Source organism: Emergencia sp. (genome assembly GCF_048465375.1).
Lineage (GTDB): Bacteria > Bacillota > Clostridia > Peptostreptococcales > Anaerovoracaceae > Senimuribacter.
In genome coordinates this window covers 260,656-274,687 of sequence record NZ_DBFWLQ010000024.1, presented here as the reverse complement: position 1 = coordinate 274,687, position 14,032 = coordinate 260,656, and the positions used below count along the sequence as shown (strand labels likewise).

The window sequence follows — 14,032 nt, the reverse complement described above, 5'->3', positions numbered from 1 at the left end:
ATTTAAACTCCTGTATGTCCGAAACCGCCAGTGCCTCTCTCTGTACTGTCTAAACTCTCCGTCAGTTCAAACTCAATCTGTTCATATTTGTTGATAACCACCTGGGCAATTCGATCACCATCTCGTATAGTAAAATCTTTTTCTCCCCAGTTAATCATAGGAACAAGCAGCTCTCCCCGATAATCAGAGTCTACGGTTCCGATGCCGTTCACCAATCCAATACCATTTTTAATCGCCAGACCGCTTCTTGCTCTCACCTGTGCTTCATATCCCGGTGGAATCTCCATGAAGATTCCCGTGGGAACCAGTCTTCTCTCACCAGGTTTCAGCGTAATAGGCTCTTCCAGATATGCGGGTAAGTCGAACCCTGCTGAACCGGAGGTCTCATATTTTGGGATAATCCCGCTTTTACTGATTATTCTTATTTTCATAAAGATCCTTTCATAATGCGTTTCAAATCTACATGTTGTTTGGATACGACCACTGCAGAATAATTGGAGAAATCGCAGATAAGCTTCTTCATCTTTTCAATATCGTCCATAGTCACATCGTCAAATCCTTTAACGACTTCTTCCGGCGTGCTGATTTTGCCAGTGAGAATGGTGTTCTTTCCGTTTTTAAACATTCTGCCGGCTACGTTTTCCTGCCCAAAGACATAAGCCGCCTTCAGCTGTGCACGGGAAGATTCCAATTCTTCTGAACTGATTCCCTTTTCTTCAAGAAGCGCCAGCTCTTCTCTAATGCCAAAGATGGCATCTTTTACCTTATCGTGGCTGACACCTGCGTAAATATTGTAATACCCGTCGTCGCTAAAGGAACCGCTCATAGAATAAACGGAATAAGCAAGACCTTTTTGTTCTCTGATATTTTGGAAAAATCTCGAACTCATGCTTCCTCCCATAATATTGTTCAAAATTGAGAAAGCATAGTATCTGTCATCGTCCAAAGGAATGCCCTTTGTGGCGAGGCAGATGTGGGACTGCTCGATATCTTTCGTAATACTCTTATACGCTGGAGCATAAGGCATCCGTGCAGCCGTTTTCTCCTCTTTTGACGGCATCAATTCCATGAATTTATCGTCAAAATATTCACAGATTTCATCGACATCAAAATTTCCTGAAACGGATATGACGATGTTATCTCTAGTATACTCTTTTGCAAAATAGTCGCTCATGACATTGCGCGTGATACGCTTTAAGGAGGTCGGTGTTCCGATGATAGACTTGCCTAGATCATTTCCCTTAAATATCATCGAGGTGATGGTATCATGGACTAAATCGTCAGGCGCGTCCTGGGTCATTTTGATTTCTTCACAGATGACCTGGCGTTCTTTATTCATTTCCTGTCTATCAAGCAGAGATTTGGTCAGCATGTCGATCAAAACGTCTGCTGCTTCTTTGTAACTGCTGTCAATGGCTTTTACGTAGTAGCATGTGGCTTCTTTCCCTGTGAACGCATTAATTTGTCCGCCAATTTTATCGATGTCCTCGGCAATTTTCTTAGCACTTCTGGACTCTGTCCCTTTAAACATCATATGCTCGATGAAATGTGAAATACCTGCGTATTTTTCATCTTCGTCTACGGCTCCGACCTTGATCCAGATGCCGATTGCAACAGACTGGACATAAGGTATTTGTTCCAGCACCATTCTGACGCCTGAATTTAATTTTTTATTGATGATCATAATGATTTTAACTCCTCTTTGATTTATATAACATAACTGCCAAGATGACAGCTATGATAATTAATACGATATTTTCTGCCCACTTACCAAAAAAATTACCCAGAATTCCGGTAAATAAAACAATTGCGGCAAAAATAGCTAGTACGATGATGATGATTGCCATGCTGGCATGCCTGGCCCCATGACGTTCTTCTTCGTCATTTAAAAGTTTTTCATCTTTTTTTTCATCTTCTCTGTCCATTTTGTTATCCTTTCACCACGATCCGCCATATACTAATATATAGAGTTTTTTGTTTTCTTCTTTAATATTCTATTGTAACACAAAAACTCTCTAATTCATATACTAATCACGAAAGATTATGTAACCTACAAGGAGGTAAAATTATGAGTTGCTTTGGCACTAGAGTAACACCGGACCTCTATCAAAACTGTTGTAATGCCAGTAATTTGTGTGAGTTCGACGGAGACATGAGCAGCATTGTCACTGCGCCAATTTATGTGCAGCAGGTGTTCGATGCTGTGAAGTTCAACCTACAGGGGATGAAAACATTTAACGATCAGGTATTTACGCCTTGCATTCCTGTCGGACACAGAATTAAACGCGTGATAGATATCAGATGTAAGAGGTTTTTCAATCCAACAAATGTCGAGGATCCAAAGAATTTAACTTTGGATGTAGATACCAGCATTTCAGGGGCTTCTTTCCTGAAAGATGCGCAGGGTAATTACTTAAGCGTAGTCGGCGCTGACGGTACATATTCAGAGAGAATCATGTATGCAGAGACTTCTGACTGCGATGAAAAATGCATGGGTACGCCGGTTTTCGGTACGCAGACAGTCAGCATCCACGGTAACGTGTTGATCGAACTGGATCTGCTTCTCTGCGACAGCTGCAACAATGAAGTCATCTTCACAGTTTGCGCAAATGTCAACATCGCGACGAAAGATCAGCCGATGGTACTTACCAATTTCTTCGAAATCTGTCTGCCTTCCACCATTGACACGGCCTTCCTACCGCGCTTTACAGAATTCTGCAATTCCGCTTGTGAAGCTAGACTTGCAACCAACAATTTTGGAAGAGATCTCAACATCGAGCCGGACGGCAATGTCTGCGGTAATTTGATCGTAGCAATCTGCCTGACTTGTGAGAAGAAAATCGTCGTTCCTGTTCAGCTCTGCGTTCTGTCTACAGGTTATGCAGAAGCGCCGCTGCAGAGAAACTCCATCTGCACCACCTTCCCGAGTCTGTTTCCTGCAGGAATCAAAGAATGCGATACACAGAACTGCGAAGACGACAAAGAATGCGAATGTGAATGCGAGTGTCCTCCACCAAAGAGACCCCAGCCAAGAAGATAGTCATCATTGATTGTAAAAGCCGACCTGTGAATGCAGGCCGGCTTTTCTATGTGTTATAAATTTACTTGAAAAAATTGAATCAACTCTGCGGTCAACTGATCTTTCAGATTGGATTTCTCAAAACTCATCTCGTATCCATGGGGACTTTTCTTAGAAGTTACTTCTGCAATCTGGACATCTTCATATGTCTTGGCACACTCCAAACTCGTCTCCGGCAATACCACGTAATCTTCAGTATTATAGATGACTAGCACTGGATGCTGGAAATCTTTGCCTGTATCGCAAGGATTATTATCTTCAATGGATTTGAAAAACTCCGGTGTCAAAACAACTCCCTGGTGATGAACACTTCCGTTCTCTTTTGCAGCGGCTTTCATCTTCTGCCACGTTTTCTCTCCGCCCATGTAGTATTGCAGAGCATTTTTATTGCCGGCAGGCGCGATCAAAGCCAAAGCCTTATAGTCATAACCACCTCTGTTTTCGTTGGCCATAATCATGGCGACCCTGCCACCCAGACTTCTGCCGTACAATCCGATTTTTTCCTTATCTACATTATAGTTTTTGATCATATAATCGATACATAAAAGCTGATCGCTGATCATGGTGTCTACCGTATATTGGTTTATCTTCTTCCCTTTTGCCTTATCTTTGTAATGACTGTAGTTCATCCTGATCGTTGCAAAACCTGCTTTTGCCAGATTTTCAGCCAAAACGTCTCCTCCTGCCGTATTCATACTGCCTCGAAAACCGTGGCTCAACGTGATCAAAGGATGACTCTTTTCTTTAAAGTCGGAAGGCGCAATCACCTGCGCTTTGGTGTATGTCCCTGCTTCGTTTTTTATCATGACGTCTTCTTTGATAACCTTATATTCTCCTCCGCTATCGTTGCAAGCGGTAAACCAAGTCAAAGAGAGAATCGTCAATAGGAAAACGCCTATTATTCTCTTTCTCATATCCCGTACTTCTTTCTTAATGATTTTCTTCACAATGTGCAAGAAAAAAAGTGTTTTTCCCCGCATTCTTGGCATGATACATCGCTTGATCAGCTTTATGCAGCATGAAAACATAATCTAAGCTGCTGCCTTCTTCGCTCACGATGCCGATACTGCACGGAGTGGGAATGTATTTGTCAAGTTCTTCATTGAGAATTCCCTTGTTTAGCTTTTGCAGCAGATGTCCCGCCAAATCTTCAGTTTTCTCTCTATCCCACATCGCTTCATAACAGAAGAGAAACTCATCGCCTCCATATCTTCCCACCAGACCAGGAATCATATCCGTCAAAGTATCAGCAACAAATCTGATTACATCGTCTCCGAACTGATGTCCGTATTTCGAATTAAAGTTGCGAAAATCGTCTATGTCTACAAATCCTAATGTGATCCGTTTTTGTGTATCTGCCGCATTCTGAATTACATCCAGAATTGCCTGTTCAATGGCCTTTTTGTTCTTTATACCTGTAAGTGGATCACATGCAGCCAGTTTCGCCAGCTTGTGCTGCTGGGCCTTCTCTTCAATATTTTCTTGTTCTATATAGCTCAGCAGCCTGTTGACTTCTCCCGCCATAGCCCCCACTTCATCAGCAGTGTGGCTCTCAATTCGCAGGGAATAGTCCTGCTTTTCCTGTACTTTGTCCAGTGTGCCGATGATGCTCTCTAGCGGGCGCGTCAAACGTCGAGTTAGAAAGTAGTGAATCACAATGAGAAGCAAGGATACAGAAATAATTGTTAAAATCAGCAGACCTTTATAGGCTCTGGATGTAGCTCTGTGAGAACTGAGGTTGGTCGTAATTTGAATTGTCCAGTCGGTATCATTTACATTTGAATAGTATGTGATATACTCTGTTCCGTTATAACTATATGTAATCTCCCCTGACGGATTTTTTTCATGATCCACTGCGTTCCAGGCTTCCTGATAGTTTTTGCGCTGTTCTTTCGTGGTTATCGGTTTTTTTCTTTTTTCCTCTGGCGTACCTGCCGTAATAATCTTCCCATTACCGTCTAAAATATAGTAAGTTCCATCTTTCCAGAGATTCGTTTTAGAACGATATTCGTCAAAATGAGAGGAGGCGATTTCCTCTATCACGTATCCAATCAGTTCTTTATCTTGAAAAATTCCTTCATATGCAGCTACCATCTGAGTTGTCCCCTTGCTCGTCTTGCGCTCATATGCATCGCCGATAAAAAAGTCGCCTCCGAGATATTTTCTATCCGCATGTTTCAAGTCACTGCGTTGACCTTTCTCGTATGGTTCACTGGATGCAACCACGTGAAAGTTTTTGTCTACAATGGAGATGCTTGCGATAAACGGGTTATATGTCTTCCGTTTTATCAGCAGATTTTCTAAATACTCATGATTGGCCGCTCTTTCCCCTTTTCCATCAAGGCTATCCTCTACGGCATCCCGTACGATATCGTACTGCGCTACCATTTCCATCGCTTCTTTTCGACCATCACAAAAGTTCTTTATATTCATAATCTGACTGCCGCTGATTGCAGCCAAATTTTCCTTCATGATACTTTCTACAGTCCGATCATTTTCATAGACCATAAATATGCCAAAGGTATATAACGGAATTAAAGAAAAAATGAGCAGAAGAATATACAGCGTGTGTTTTATTTTCATTTTCCAAGTCCTTGCCTAATTTAAAATGAACTTCTCCTTGCGGCAACGCCGTTAGGTCGATGCGTTCATTATACCATGACGATTCCACTAAATATAGAATCGAGCGTCATGATTCAATGGACGCTTCCTTGCGGCAACGCCGTTAGATCGATGCGTTCATTATACCATGAATACGTCTTGAATAAAACAATTGTAATATGCATACAACAAAAAAGTAGATGCTCTGCTATATTATAGAATGCATCTACCTTTTGTTTTGTTTATTGTTTTTTGATGGAGCCACCCCCTATGTCAGGAGGCTGACCCATTGAGCCTTCTCTGTTATCAGGGGGCTGATCTACTTTGCCTCGGCCAGGTCCTCCGCCCATACCTCCTGAAATGCCTTCACTAACGACAATGGCAGACAATTCTATGCTCTGACTGTCATCGCCGATTTTCAATGTATAAATTTCTCCTTTCTTCATGTCAGGCGAACTGACCAATACACAAGAAAAGTCGCGTTCTGCTTTGATTGACGATAGCTTTTTACCATCTGAATCAGACAATGTTACTGTAGTGCCGGCACTGTAATTACTGCCTCCATATAGAATGGCTCCCTGGGTGGAATCGTCTCCGAAGTTCTGTGCCATCTGTGTATTACCGACTCCAATAACAGTTCCACCAGTAATCACACCATCTCCATTGTAATCCAGATTTACCTCTGCACCGCCAGCAGAGCCTTGTATCACTGTAGTACCGCCGCTGACGGTCAAATCTCCGTTAGAATCCAGCCCGTCTCCAGCGGTGGTAGAAAGGTTCAATGTGCCCCCTGCAATTTCAAGAATTACTCCATCTTGTGCATTTTCAGAACCAGTCTGCGTACTGTCGGTTGCGTTGAGACAATCGTCGGAAACACTGATATTCAGTATACCGTCCTGAATATAGACGATTTTTCCTTGGATTCCTTCATTAGTGCTGTCAATATTCACTGTTCCGCCGTTCACCTGCGCCACATAGAACGCATCAATACCTTGGCTGGAAACATTTTTGATAGTAATTTCACCGCCGTCGATGGACACAAAACCTTTTCCTTCGTCTTCATCGTTATTGGACTTGATGCCGTCTCCCTCAGCGTCGATCGAAATCTTCCCGTTGTAAATCCTAACGCTGTCTCTCCCCCTCAGACCATCATTTTTCGCCGTTACTTCGATTACACCATCGGTAATCTTCAAATCGTCCTTTGAAACGATGCCGTTGTTGTAATTACCCACTACGGTCAATTTTCCAGAACCGTTAATCGTCAGATTATCTCTGCTGAAAATCGCACCCCAAGGCTGGTCTTCTGCAGACGTATAGGCCTTACCATCAGACACCGTGTTCTCTGATCCCTCTGCCAAGGTGATAAATACCTTATCAGCCTGTTCTATCATGATGGCAGGTCCGTCCGCACATTTGATATTCGCTCCATCCAGAACAATCTGAACTTTATCCGTATCCCCTGCATTTACGATTATCTGGCCATCTTTCAGTGTACCAGAGAAAATGTAAACGCCAGCGTCTTTGATAGTGTAGGATTCATTGCTCAGATTCACTTTCGTCGCTTCGCTGTCGTCCCAAGAGCCGTCTAAATCCCTGCTTGTATACTTTACGTCGATTTTTCCAGATATGATTGTATCGCTGCTGTCTGTTTCTGATTTTACATTTTCACCAGATGTTCCGCAGGACACAAAGCCCGTCATGGTGAGGCAAACCAGCAATACGGCAATCATTATTTCTTTTATTTTCTTCATCACATGCTCCTATATCATCTCTCTGGTTTCTGGATCCAATCCGCATACGATTTTTAAATTTCCATTGCGACACCTGATATCATCAATAAATTTTTTCTCTTCCTGTTCAGATTTCAGGTTGATGGTATATGTCAGTTCAAAGAGACTTCCCATGTTGGTAGTTCTCACCTGTGTCAAGTGATATTCTTTCGTGTATTTTTCAAATAAGTCATCAAAAATTCCCATATAATCCAGGTTTTCTGGTATGGTAATCTTCAGTTGCTTCTCTCCCTGACGGCCTTCTCCAAATTTGGTCGTGTTGAGCAAAATATTGACAATGGCAAAGCAGGTCAGGAAAACAAGCGCGGCAGCCAGATAACCCATGCCTGTAGCGAGGCCTAGGGCCATAGCGCAGAAAATACTGCCGATATCCCTTGCGGTTCCCGGAATCGAGCGAAATCGGACCAGGCTAAAGGCACCCATGACAGCTACACCGGCCCCTAGGTTTCCATTGACCAACATGATTACAATCTGTACAATCAGCGGCATCAATGCCAGGGTAACGACGAAGCTTTTATGATAGCGGTTGCGATACATATAGATGAGCGAACAAAATATTCCCAGGACAATTGAGGCCAACGTGCACTCTAAAAATTGTAATGCCGTGACACTGGTCAATCCAGCGTCTGTTGTTAAAACACTATCTAACACAGCTAAATCCCCCCTCTTCTGATAATAAATTCTGAAACAGCTCTTCTTTGTAGATGGTTCCGTATTTTGAAAATGATTTCGGATAAATTTCCAACCGGTTCAGTGCGCTGGAGAGCCAAAGCGGCATGGCGTCGCCAGATTTGATTTCCATGATATACTGCTCTGCGGGCATTTTCACCTGACCGAAATCTCCCTTTGTCATGTCCAGCTGATTCACCCGCCAGAGAATGTTGCTGTCAAAGGTGATTCGAAGCCCCGGATCTTCTATTCCCCTCATAGCCAGCCTGTCATAAGAGAGGTATAACATGGGATAAAGCTGGTATTTTGACATGAGCCAGTCGATTTCGTTGGTAATCTGATTTCTCTGTGCTGGCAGGTTCCCGTTGACACAGTAGTCCACAGCCTCACAATAAGGTAGCGAGATCCGCCGCTTATAGACGATGCCGTCAAACTTCTTCTTGATTTCAAGGTAAACGAAATCCTCCGGATCAGGCGTGCCGTAACTTCTCAATCTGAGTTTTTCCTTGTAAACCGGCTTTTCTATGGATTCCCGGATCAAGTCGAACTGCGGCGTATCGAAGTAAATATTGCAGATCTTGTATTTCTTATATCTGTCATATTCCAGTTTGCAGTAAATCAAAGCGATCAAATCCCTGTATTGCTTTTCATTTATCAAGTATTTCTTTTCATATCGTTTAAAATTGTTTTCATATGTCATTTTAAAGTCCCCTTTCTATCGTCTGCACATTCATTATAGCGGTAAAAAAAGGAATTTGAATGATACAACTTTGTCACTAAGATAAACAGATTGTGTTAAATCAGTGTAAATTTTTCTTTGCATATAAAAAAGCTCTCCTCCAGGTCATAAAACTTAGAGAACAGCTTTTTTACAGTGTGTTTTATTTTGTAAACTTCTTGTGGTCTAGAATCAGCAGTACGATGACCAGCACGATACCGAGACCGAAGATGATAATCGGCCTGCTGTTAAATTCCGCCGATGTAAAGGACATGACTGCACAGACGATTCCTATGAGCGCCAGCAAAATCAGACGATTGCCGAACATGCGACAGTACGCGGGAAGATTTGTCACCTTGGTCAGCAGAAAGCCGGGAATCAAGGATGCGTTTCCCCTTTGAATGATGGAGCCGACCACGAAAAGCTGTACGACAGCTAGAATCATGATGATACCAAAGATACCCATTATAAGCCTCCTATTCTTTGTCCCCGCGGCGTTCTCTGATAGATAGCCATAGACAGATCAAGACATAGATTGCTGCGAGAGGTACAGTCAGCGTACAGATCAGTCCATACCATGTCAACTTATGCATTGCAAACATATTGATGACCATGGTAATTCCTGCCGATACCATAAAGGCTTGCTTGTTAAATCCGTTTTTAATTGCTATCAGCAGTACGATCACTGCCGCCACAGGAGGCAAAAAGAATATGATATAAGACATAACTAGTTCCTTTCAAAATCTGCTTTCAATTTGCTGATTTTTTCCTCATCACTGAAGATTTTTGCAATCTGCAAACCGATTATTTTCGCACCGGTAACAAGTCCTTGATGTGCTCTTTCTCTTTTCATTGCATCAGCAAAACCTCTGGTGTGAATGGGCGTGTCTGCATCGACAACTTGCAGGCACGGATGAAATGCCGGGCAGGCAAAGCTGACATTGCCGGCATCTGAAGAACCAAAGATCTTGTTGGGATCTCCATTGATAGGAATACCGAGCTCCCCATAGATTTCCTCTAAAGCAGATATGCCTGTCGGATTTTTCTTTAGGTTGTCGTAGACTTCCGCAGTCGGATATTTGTCCCAGGTGGTCTGTGTAGCGATGGCGGCACCCTTTGCACAATCGTCCACTTTCTGTACAAGTTCCTGCAGATAATGCTTATCCAACGCTCTGACATAAAATTCTGCCGTCACTTCCTCCGGTACGATATTCGGCGCTTCTCCGCCATTCCTGATAATTCCATGGAACTGTGCGTCCGGCTTGCAGTGCTGCCTCAACATATCTACAGCATGAAACATCAGCTGCGCAGCGTTAAATGCGTTGACACCGTCCCAGGGAGCTGCAGACGCATGGGCAGCTTTGCCGTGAAACTGATACATATAAGACGCCAATCCTTGCAGCGTCGGCGCTACAATATTGGAATTGTACAGATGTACCATAATTGCCATATCATATCCATCAAAGACACCTTGCTTGACCATGGTGCACTTCGCTCCGTCTGTTTCTTCAATTGGCGTTCCGATGATGTGGATATCGGCATCCAGCTCATCCTGCAGATCTTTTGTGGCAAGACCGGCTAAGATGCTGATGGAACCGCTGAGACAGTGTCCGCATGCGTGTCCGATTTCCGGCAGCGCGTCGTACTCTGTCAGAATCGCAATCTTATGTCTATGCTTATCATTGCCATATACGCCTTTGAATGCCGTAGCCAGTCCAGCAAAGGGATATTCTACAGAATAGTCGTGGCCTTGCAGCAGTTTTACAATTTTCTTTGATGTCTCATATTCTTCTCCGGAAATCTCCGGATGGTCTGCCAGATCATCATTGAGTGCTGTCAGTTCGCCTCGGTTCCTCTCTATTTCTGAAATAATGATTTCTTTTATTTGGTCGTAATTCATAATACCTCCATCTGACTTTCAAAAGAAAATGGCATATTGAAAGAATATGCCATTTCCGTGATCGTCTAATTTTGTTTAGAATGGTCCTAACTGCATTGCCTGTGCAATGACTACGAAAATTGCTCCCAGCAAATATTCAAGTCCGATCAATGGCAGAATCCATTTTGCCCATTTTGACCAAGGAACCTTCGCAATGGCAAGTCCAGCCATGAAGTATCCTGAAGTCGGCGTGAAGATGTTGGAAATACCATCGCCTAACTGGAACGCGATTGTTGCAGTCTGTCTCGTAACGCCTACCAGGTCACCCAGCGGTGCCATGATTGGAATGGAAACAGCCGCCTGTCCAGAGCCTGATGGAACGATGAAGTTGAGCAGACACTGGAAGATGTACATACCGACAGCAGAAATCATGGAAGGCAGCTTGGAAAGTCCCTCTGCAGCCGCATGAAGAATCGTATGTAAGATCTGTCCGTCAGTCATGACGACCAGGATACCTCTTGCAAAACCTACAACCAAAGCGCCGGACGCGATGTCAGCCATGCCTTTTCCGAGCACGTTGGCGTAGTTGTTGAAGCCCATTCTTGCGATGATGGCAACGATAAAGGACATACCTAGGAACAGGGCTGCAATTTCATCCATGTACCATCCCCATTTGACAACGCCGAATACCAGCAGAATGATCGCCAGTACAAATATGATTAGAATCGCCTTCTCTTTTCCACCGAAATTTGGCAGTTCGTCTAAGTCCACGCTGTCTTCCCTCGTCTGGTCATAAGCATGCATGGATGAGAGCTGCGGATTTTTCCTAACTTTCAGTGCGTATCTCATGACAAAGAAAATCGCTAACGCGACAAAGCATGCGTAGATTATGATTCTGAACCACATAGCGGATAGCAGAGGTAATTCTGCGATACCCTGTGCAACCTGAACGGTAAACGGGTTCATGAAAGCGCCTGCAAAGCCTGCACCTGCACCGCAGAATACTAACGCAACACCTGTTATGGAGTCAAATCCCATGGCAAGGCACAGTGAAACGAAAATTGGAATGAACGGGATAGTCTCTTCTGCCATACCGAAAACGGAACCACAGACAGAGAAAAACAACATTACAATCGGAATAATCAAGATTGAAGCGTTCTTCATTGCCTTGATCAGTCTTCCCATACCAGCTTCGATGGATTTGGTTTCTTGAATGATTGCCATGGTTCCACCGACGATGAAGATGAAGAAGATAATCTGTGCGGATTCCTGCATACCTCTAGGAACTGCAGTCAGGAACTGCATCAGTGTGACAGGGGTCTGTGCTACGTTGTGAAATGTGGACGCATTGACAACTTCGCGTTTGTCCACCATCATCATGTCATAAGTTCCTGCCGGGATGATGTAGGTCAAGATACTACAAATTGCAATCAGTGCAAATAACAGGATATAGACATGAGGTACCGCAAATTTCTTTTTCTTTTCTTCCATAAATAATACCTCCTTGTTAGTCCGAAAGATCGGACTGCGTTCTCACAGTACGACAGATTATCTGTAGAGCCTGTGAGAAAAAATAATAAATAACTAATTATATTTGACCGGTTTCGACCAAATATCAAAATAACGATTTTATTATACTCCTGTTATGCAAAAAAGTAAATAAGAATACAGTTTGAAATTCTACAAAAACAGTCAGATAATTTGTACAATTCCCAAACAATCCCCTAGCTTTACACAATCTAAAATGATTAGTTTTCCAATATTTACTTAAATAATATATCTTCTCATCGCGTGCCTTTTAAGCGTTTTATAATCTTCAATTCGCATTCGTTTGTATGTATAATTATACATTCCTTTTTATGGTTGCAAAGAAAAAACGCAATGCAGTACACTTTCAATAGGCACTTCTTTGCGTTTTATCAGCATCTTATTTATAGCTTATATATCTTCCCAATCTATGATTTATCGTAATTTTATCTTTCAGCGCCAGCTTTCCGTCTATCAGTACATAGTCGATTCCTTCCGGCTGAATATGTAAATCTGAGAAAGTGGCACCATCTATGATTGTCTCTGGATTGAAAATGGTCAGATCTGCATCACAGCCTAACTCAATTCTGCCCTTCTTTGCAAGGTCCAATCTCTCTGCAGGCTCTAAAGTCATCTTTCTGATAGCGTCAACCAGAGGAAGCACCTTATCTTCTCGCACATATTTTCCGAGAACTCTTGGAAAAGTTCCTGCTGCTCTTGGATGCCCATTGCCGTTATTGATAATCGCATCGCTGGCCACCATGCCGCGAGCATTGGCGATGGCGGCGGCAATCTCTTCCTCATTCATGACAAATGCCACTGCCAGCATATCCGGATATTCTTCTCTGACCTTTTCGAAGATTTCTTTTGTACAGCGGGTGTCTTTGTACGGGTCGTCAGTTAAAAGAATATCACTGTATTCCTTGTGCCAACCTTCGATGCAGCCATCCTCAAAGACTGCAGATCCCATATGTGTAGAAAACGCGTTGTATGGGTAAGTGTCGTAATTCAGTTTCGGATTCTTGTCCATCGCCTCATTAATCGCATCAAGAGATTCCTTCATCAAACCCATGGCTGAACAACTGGACAGATGGGAAATCTGAAATTTCATTGGAATTTCATCCGCAATTTTGATCATTTCCTGGATTGGATCAATATTCTGCAGGCAGTCTTCTCGGTAATGGGCTGAGACTAACAAATTTGGATCCTCTGTTACGCCGATGGCATAGAGGACTTCTTCTGTCGTGATTCCCGGGTCGTATTCAATGCCAAAGGAAATGCCATAAGCGCCTTCATCTAGCTCTCTCTGAATTCGTTTTCTAATGGTGTCGCGCTGTTCCTGCGTGGCGGTTTCATAGCGTCCTATGCCCAGCTCATAGCGAAAAAAATTATATCCCGCCATCATAATATAGTTGACGGGTGAGCCACCCAGTCTTTCCAAAACTTCTTTAAAATAAGACAGATCCTGGTTCTGCATGCCGCAGTTTCCGCCGACCGCCGTCGTTACACCCATTTCCAGCATCATCTGGGCGATGACGTAGTTTTCTCCTTCCTCAGCAAAGTTTTCTTCATGCATGTGGATATCGATGAAGCCGGGTGAAACCACTCTGCCGCTGGCATTGATGATTTCTTTTGCTTCAGGGGTTTCTGGGCCTATATATGTAATCTTTCCATCGGTGATGCCTACATTGCCCAGTTTCATTTGTCCTTCACCAAAGTCAGGATACTGTCCATCTTTGATCAGTAAATCTAACATTTATATACCTCCA

General features: G+C 43.2%; 14 protein-coding genes. 1 reads left to right on the top strand and 13 read right to left on the bottom strand.

All coding sequences use genetic code 11. From position 1 onward, the window contains the following. Nucleotides 1-2: 2 nt before the first annotated feature. From dut to ACMQ5W_RS16405, 3 genes are read right to left on the bottom strand one after another with little or no spacing between them, the layout of a single operon-like run. Nucleotides 3-431 (bottom strand): dUTP diphosphatase, encoded by a 429-nt coding sequence (gene dut / locus ACMQ5W_RS16415; RefSeq protein WP_419026109.1) that lies wholly within the window; start codon nt 429-431, stop codon nt 3-5. Then, nucleotides 428-1,684 (bottom strand): M16 family metallopeptidase, encoded by a 1,257-nt coding sequence (locus ACMQ5W_RS16410; protein ID WP_419026108.1) that lies wholly within the window; start codon nt 1,682-1,684, stop codon nt 428-430. Before ACMQ5W_RS16410 ends, dut begins: the two co-directional genes overlap by 4 nt. Nucleotides 1,685-1,691: 7 nt before the next feature. After that, the gene (locus ACMQ5W_RS16405) at nt 1,692-1,925 is read right to left on the bottom strand and encodes a hypothetical protein (protein WP_148492074.1); all 234 of its coding nucleotides are present in this window, start codon (nt 1,923-1,925) and stop codon (nt 1,692-1,694) included. A gap of 143 nt (nt 1,926-2,068) precedes the next feature. On the opposite strand from ACMQ5W_RS16405, the gene ACMQ5W_RS16400 reads away from it, so the two are divergent. Then, nucleotides 2,069-3,040 (top strand): hypothetical protein, encoded by a 972-nt coding sequence (locus tag ACMQ5W_RS16400; RefSeq protein ID WP_419026107.1) that lies wholly within the window; start codon nt 2,069-2,071, stop codon nt 3,038-3,040. 53 nt (nt 3,041-3,093) lie between these two features. On the opposite strand, the gene ACMQ5W_RS16395 is transcribed toward ACMQ5W_RS16400, so the two are convergent. The 10 genes from ACMQ5W_RS16395 to ACMQ5W_RS16350 form a co-directional block, all read right to left on the bottom strand. Next, nucleotides 3,094-3,993 (bottom strand): alpha/beta hydrolase family protein, encoded by a 900-nt coding sequence (locus tag ACMQ5W_RS16395; protein WP_419026106.1) that lies wholly within the window; start codon nt 3,991-3,993, stop codon nt 3,094-3,096. A 16-nt stretch (nt 3,994-4,009) separates the two neighbouring features. Next, nucleotides 4,010-5,662 (bottom strand): diguanylate cyclase, encoded by a 1,653-nt coding sequence (locus ACMQ5W_RS16390; RefSeq protein WP_419026105.1) that lies wholly within the window; start codon nt 5,660-5,662, stop codon nt 4,010-4,012. A gap of 260 nt (nt 5,663-5,922) precedes the next feature. After that, complete coding sequence (locus tag ACMQ5W_RS16385; protein ID WP_419026104.1) at nt 5,923-7,431, bottom strand: carbohydrate-binding domain-containing protein; 1,509 nt, start codon at nt 7,429-7,431, stop codon at nt 5,923-5,925. 9 nt (nt 7,432-7,440) lie between these two features. After that, nucleotides 7,441-8,121, bottom strand: a complete 681-nt coding sequence (locus tag ACMQ5W_RS16380) for a DUF4956 domain-containing protein (protein WP_148492079.1) — start codon at nt 8,119-8,121, stop codon at nt 7,441-7,443. Further along, on the bottom strand, nt 8,111-8,839 hold the full coding sequence (locus ACMQ5W_RS16375; protein ID WP_419026103.1) for a polyphosphate polymerase domain-containing protein: 729 nt from the start codon (nt 8,837-8,839) through the stop codon (nt 8,111-8,113). The genes ACMQ5W_RS16380 and ACMQ5W_RS16375 overlap by 11 nt, the downstream gene beginning before the upstream one ends. 181 nt (nt 8,840-9,020) lie before the next feature. Further along, on the bottom strand, nt 9,021-9,323 hold the full coding sequence (locus tag ACMQ5W_RS16370; RefSeq protein ID WP_419026102.1) for a hypothetical protein: 303 nt from the start codon (nt 9,321-9,323) through the stop codon (nt 9,021-9,023). Nucleotides 9,324-9,333: 10 nt separating this feature from the next. Continuing rightward, nucleotides 9,334-9,582, bottom strand: a complete 249-nt coding sequence (locus ACMQ5W_RS16365) for a hypothetical protein (protein WP_419026101.1) — start codon at nt 9,580-9,582, stop codon at nt 9,334-9,336. A 2-nt stretch (nt 9,583-9,584) separates the two neighbouring features. Further along, a complete protein-coding gene (locus tag ACMQ5W_RS16360; protein ID WP_419026100.1) occupies nt 9,585-10,757 on the bottom strand; it encodes a M20 family metallopeptidase in 1,173 nt (390 codons plus the stop codon). Between the two features lie 75 nt (nt 10,758-10,832). Continuing rightward, complete coding sequence (locus tag ACMQ5W_RS16355) at nt 10,833-12,227, bottom strand: YfcC family protein (protein ID WP_419026099.1); 1,395 nt, start codon at nt 12,225-12,227, stop codon at nt 10,833-10,835. Between the two features lie 436 nt (nt 12,228-12,663). Next, on the bottom strand, nt 12,664-14,019 hold the full coding sequence (locus ACMQ5W_RS16350; protein ID WP_419026098.1) for an amidohydrolase family protein: 1,356 nt from the start codon (nt 14,017-14,019) through the stop codon (nt 12,664-12,666). Nucleotides 14,020-14,032: the final 13 nt, after the last annotated feature.

What these genes read in the sequence shown, in the direction of transcription:
- dut (WP_419026109.1), bottom strand. Translation starts at nt 431, where the DNA reads ATGAAAATAAGAATAATCAGTAAAAGCGGGATTATCCCAAAATATGAG.
- ACMQ5W_RS16410 (WP_419026108.1), bottom strand. Translation starts at nt 1,684, where the DNA reads ATGATCATCAATAAAAAATTAAATTCAGGCGTCAGAATGGTGCTGGAA.
- ACMQ5W_RS16405 (WP_148492074.1), bottom strand. Translation starts at nt 1,925, where the DNA reads ATGGACAGAGAAGATGAAAAAAAAGATGAAAAACTTTTAAATGACGAA.
- ACMQ5W_RS16400 (WP_419026107.1), top strand. Translation starts at nt 2,069, where the DNA reads ATGAGTTGCTTTGGCACTAGAGTAACACCGGACCTCTATCAAAACTGT.
- ACMQ5W_RS16395 (WP_419026106.1), bottom strand. Translation starts at nt 3,993, where the DNA reads ATGAGAAAGAGAATAATAGGCGTTTTCCTATTGACGATTCTCTCTTTG.
- ACMQ5W_RS16390 (WP_419026105.1), bottom strand. Translation starts at nt 5,662, where the DNA reads ATGAAAATAAAACACACGCTGTATATTCTTCTGCTCATTTTTTCTTTA.
- ACMQ5W_RS16385 (WP_419026104.1), bottom strand. Translation starts at nt 7,431, where the DNA reads ATGAAGAAAATAAAAGAAATAATGATTGCCGTATTGCTGGTTTGCCTC.
- ACMQ5W_RS16375 (WP_419026103.1), bottom strand. Translation starts at nt 8,839, where the DNA reads ATGACATATGAAAACAATTTTAAACGATATGAAAAGAAATACTTGATA.
- ACMQ5W_RS16370 (WP_419026102.1), bottom strand. Translation starts at nt 9,323, where the DNA reads ATGGGTATCTTTGGTATCATCATGATTCTAGCTGTCGTACAGCTTTTC.
- ACMQ5W_RS16365 (WP_419026101.1), bottom strand. Translation starts at nt 9,582, where the DNA reads ATGTCTTATATCATATTCTTTTTGCCTCCTGTGGCGGCAGTGATCGTA.
- ACMQ5W_RS16360 (WP_419026100.1), bottom strand. Translation starts at nt 10,757, where the DNA reads ATGAATTACGACCAAATAAAAGAAATCATTATTTCAGAAATAGAGAGG.
- ACMQ5W_RS16355 (WP_419026099.1), bottom strand. Translation starts at nt 12,227, where the DNA reads ATGGAAGAAAAGAAAAAGAAATTTGCGGTACCTCATGTCTATATCCTG.
- ACMQ5W_RS16350 (WP_419026098.1), bottom strand. Translation starts at nt 14,019, where the DNA reads ATGTTAGATTTACTGATCAAAGATGGACAGTATCCTGACTTTGGTGAA.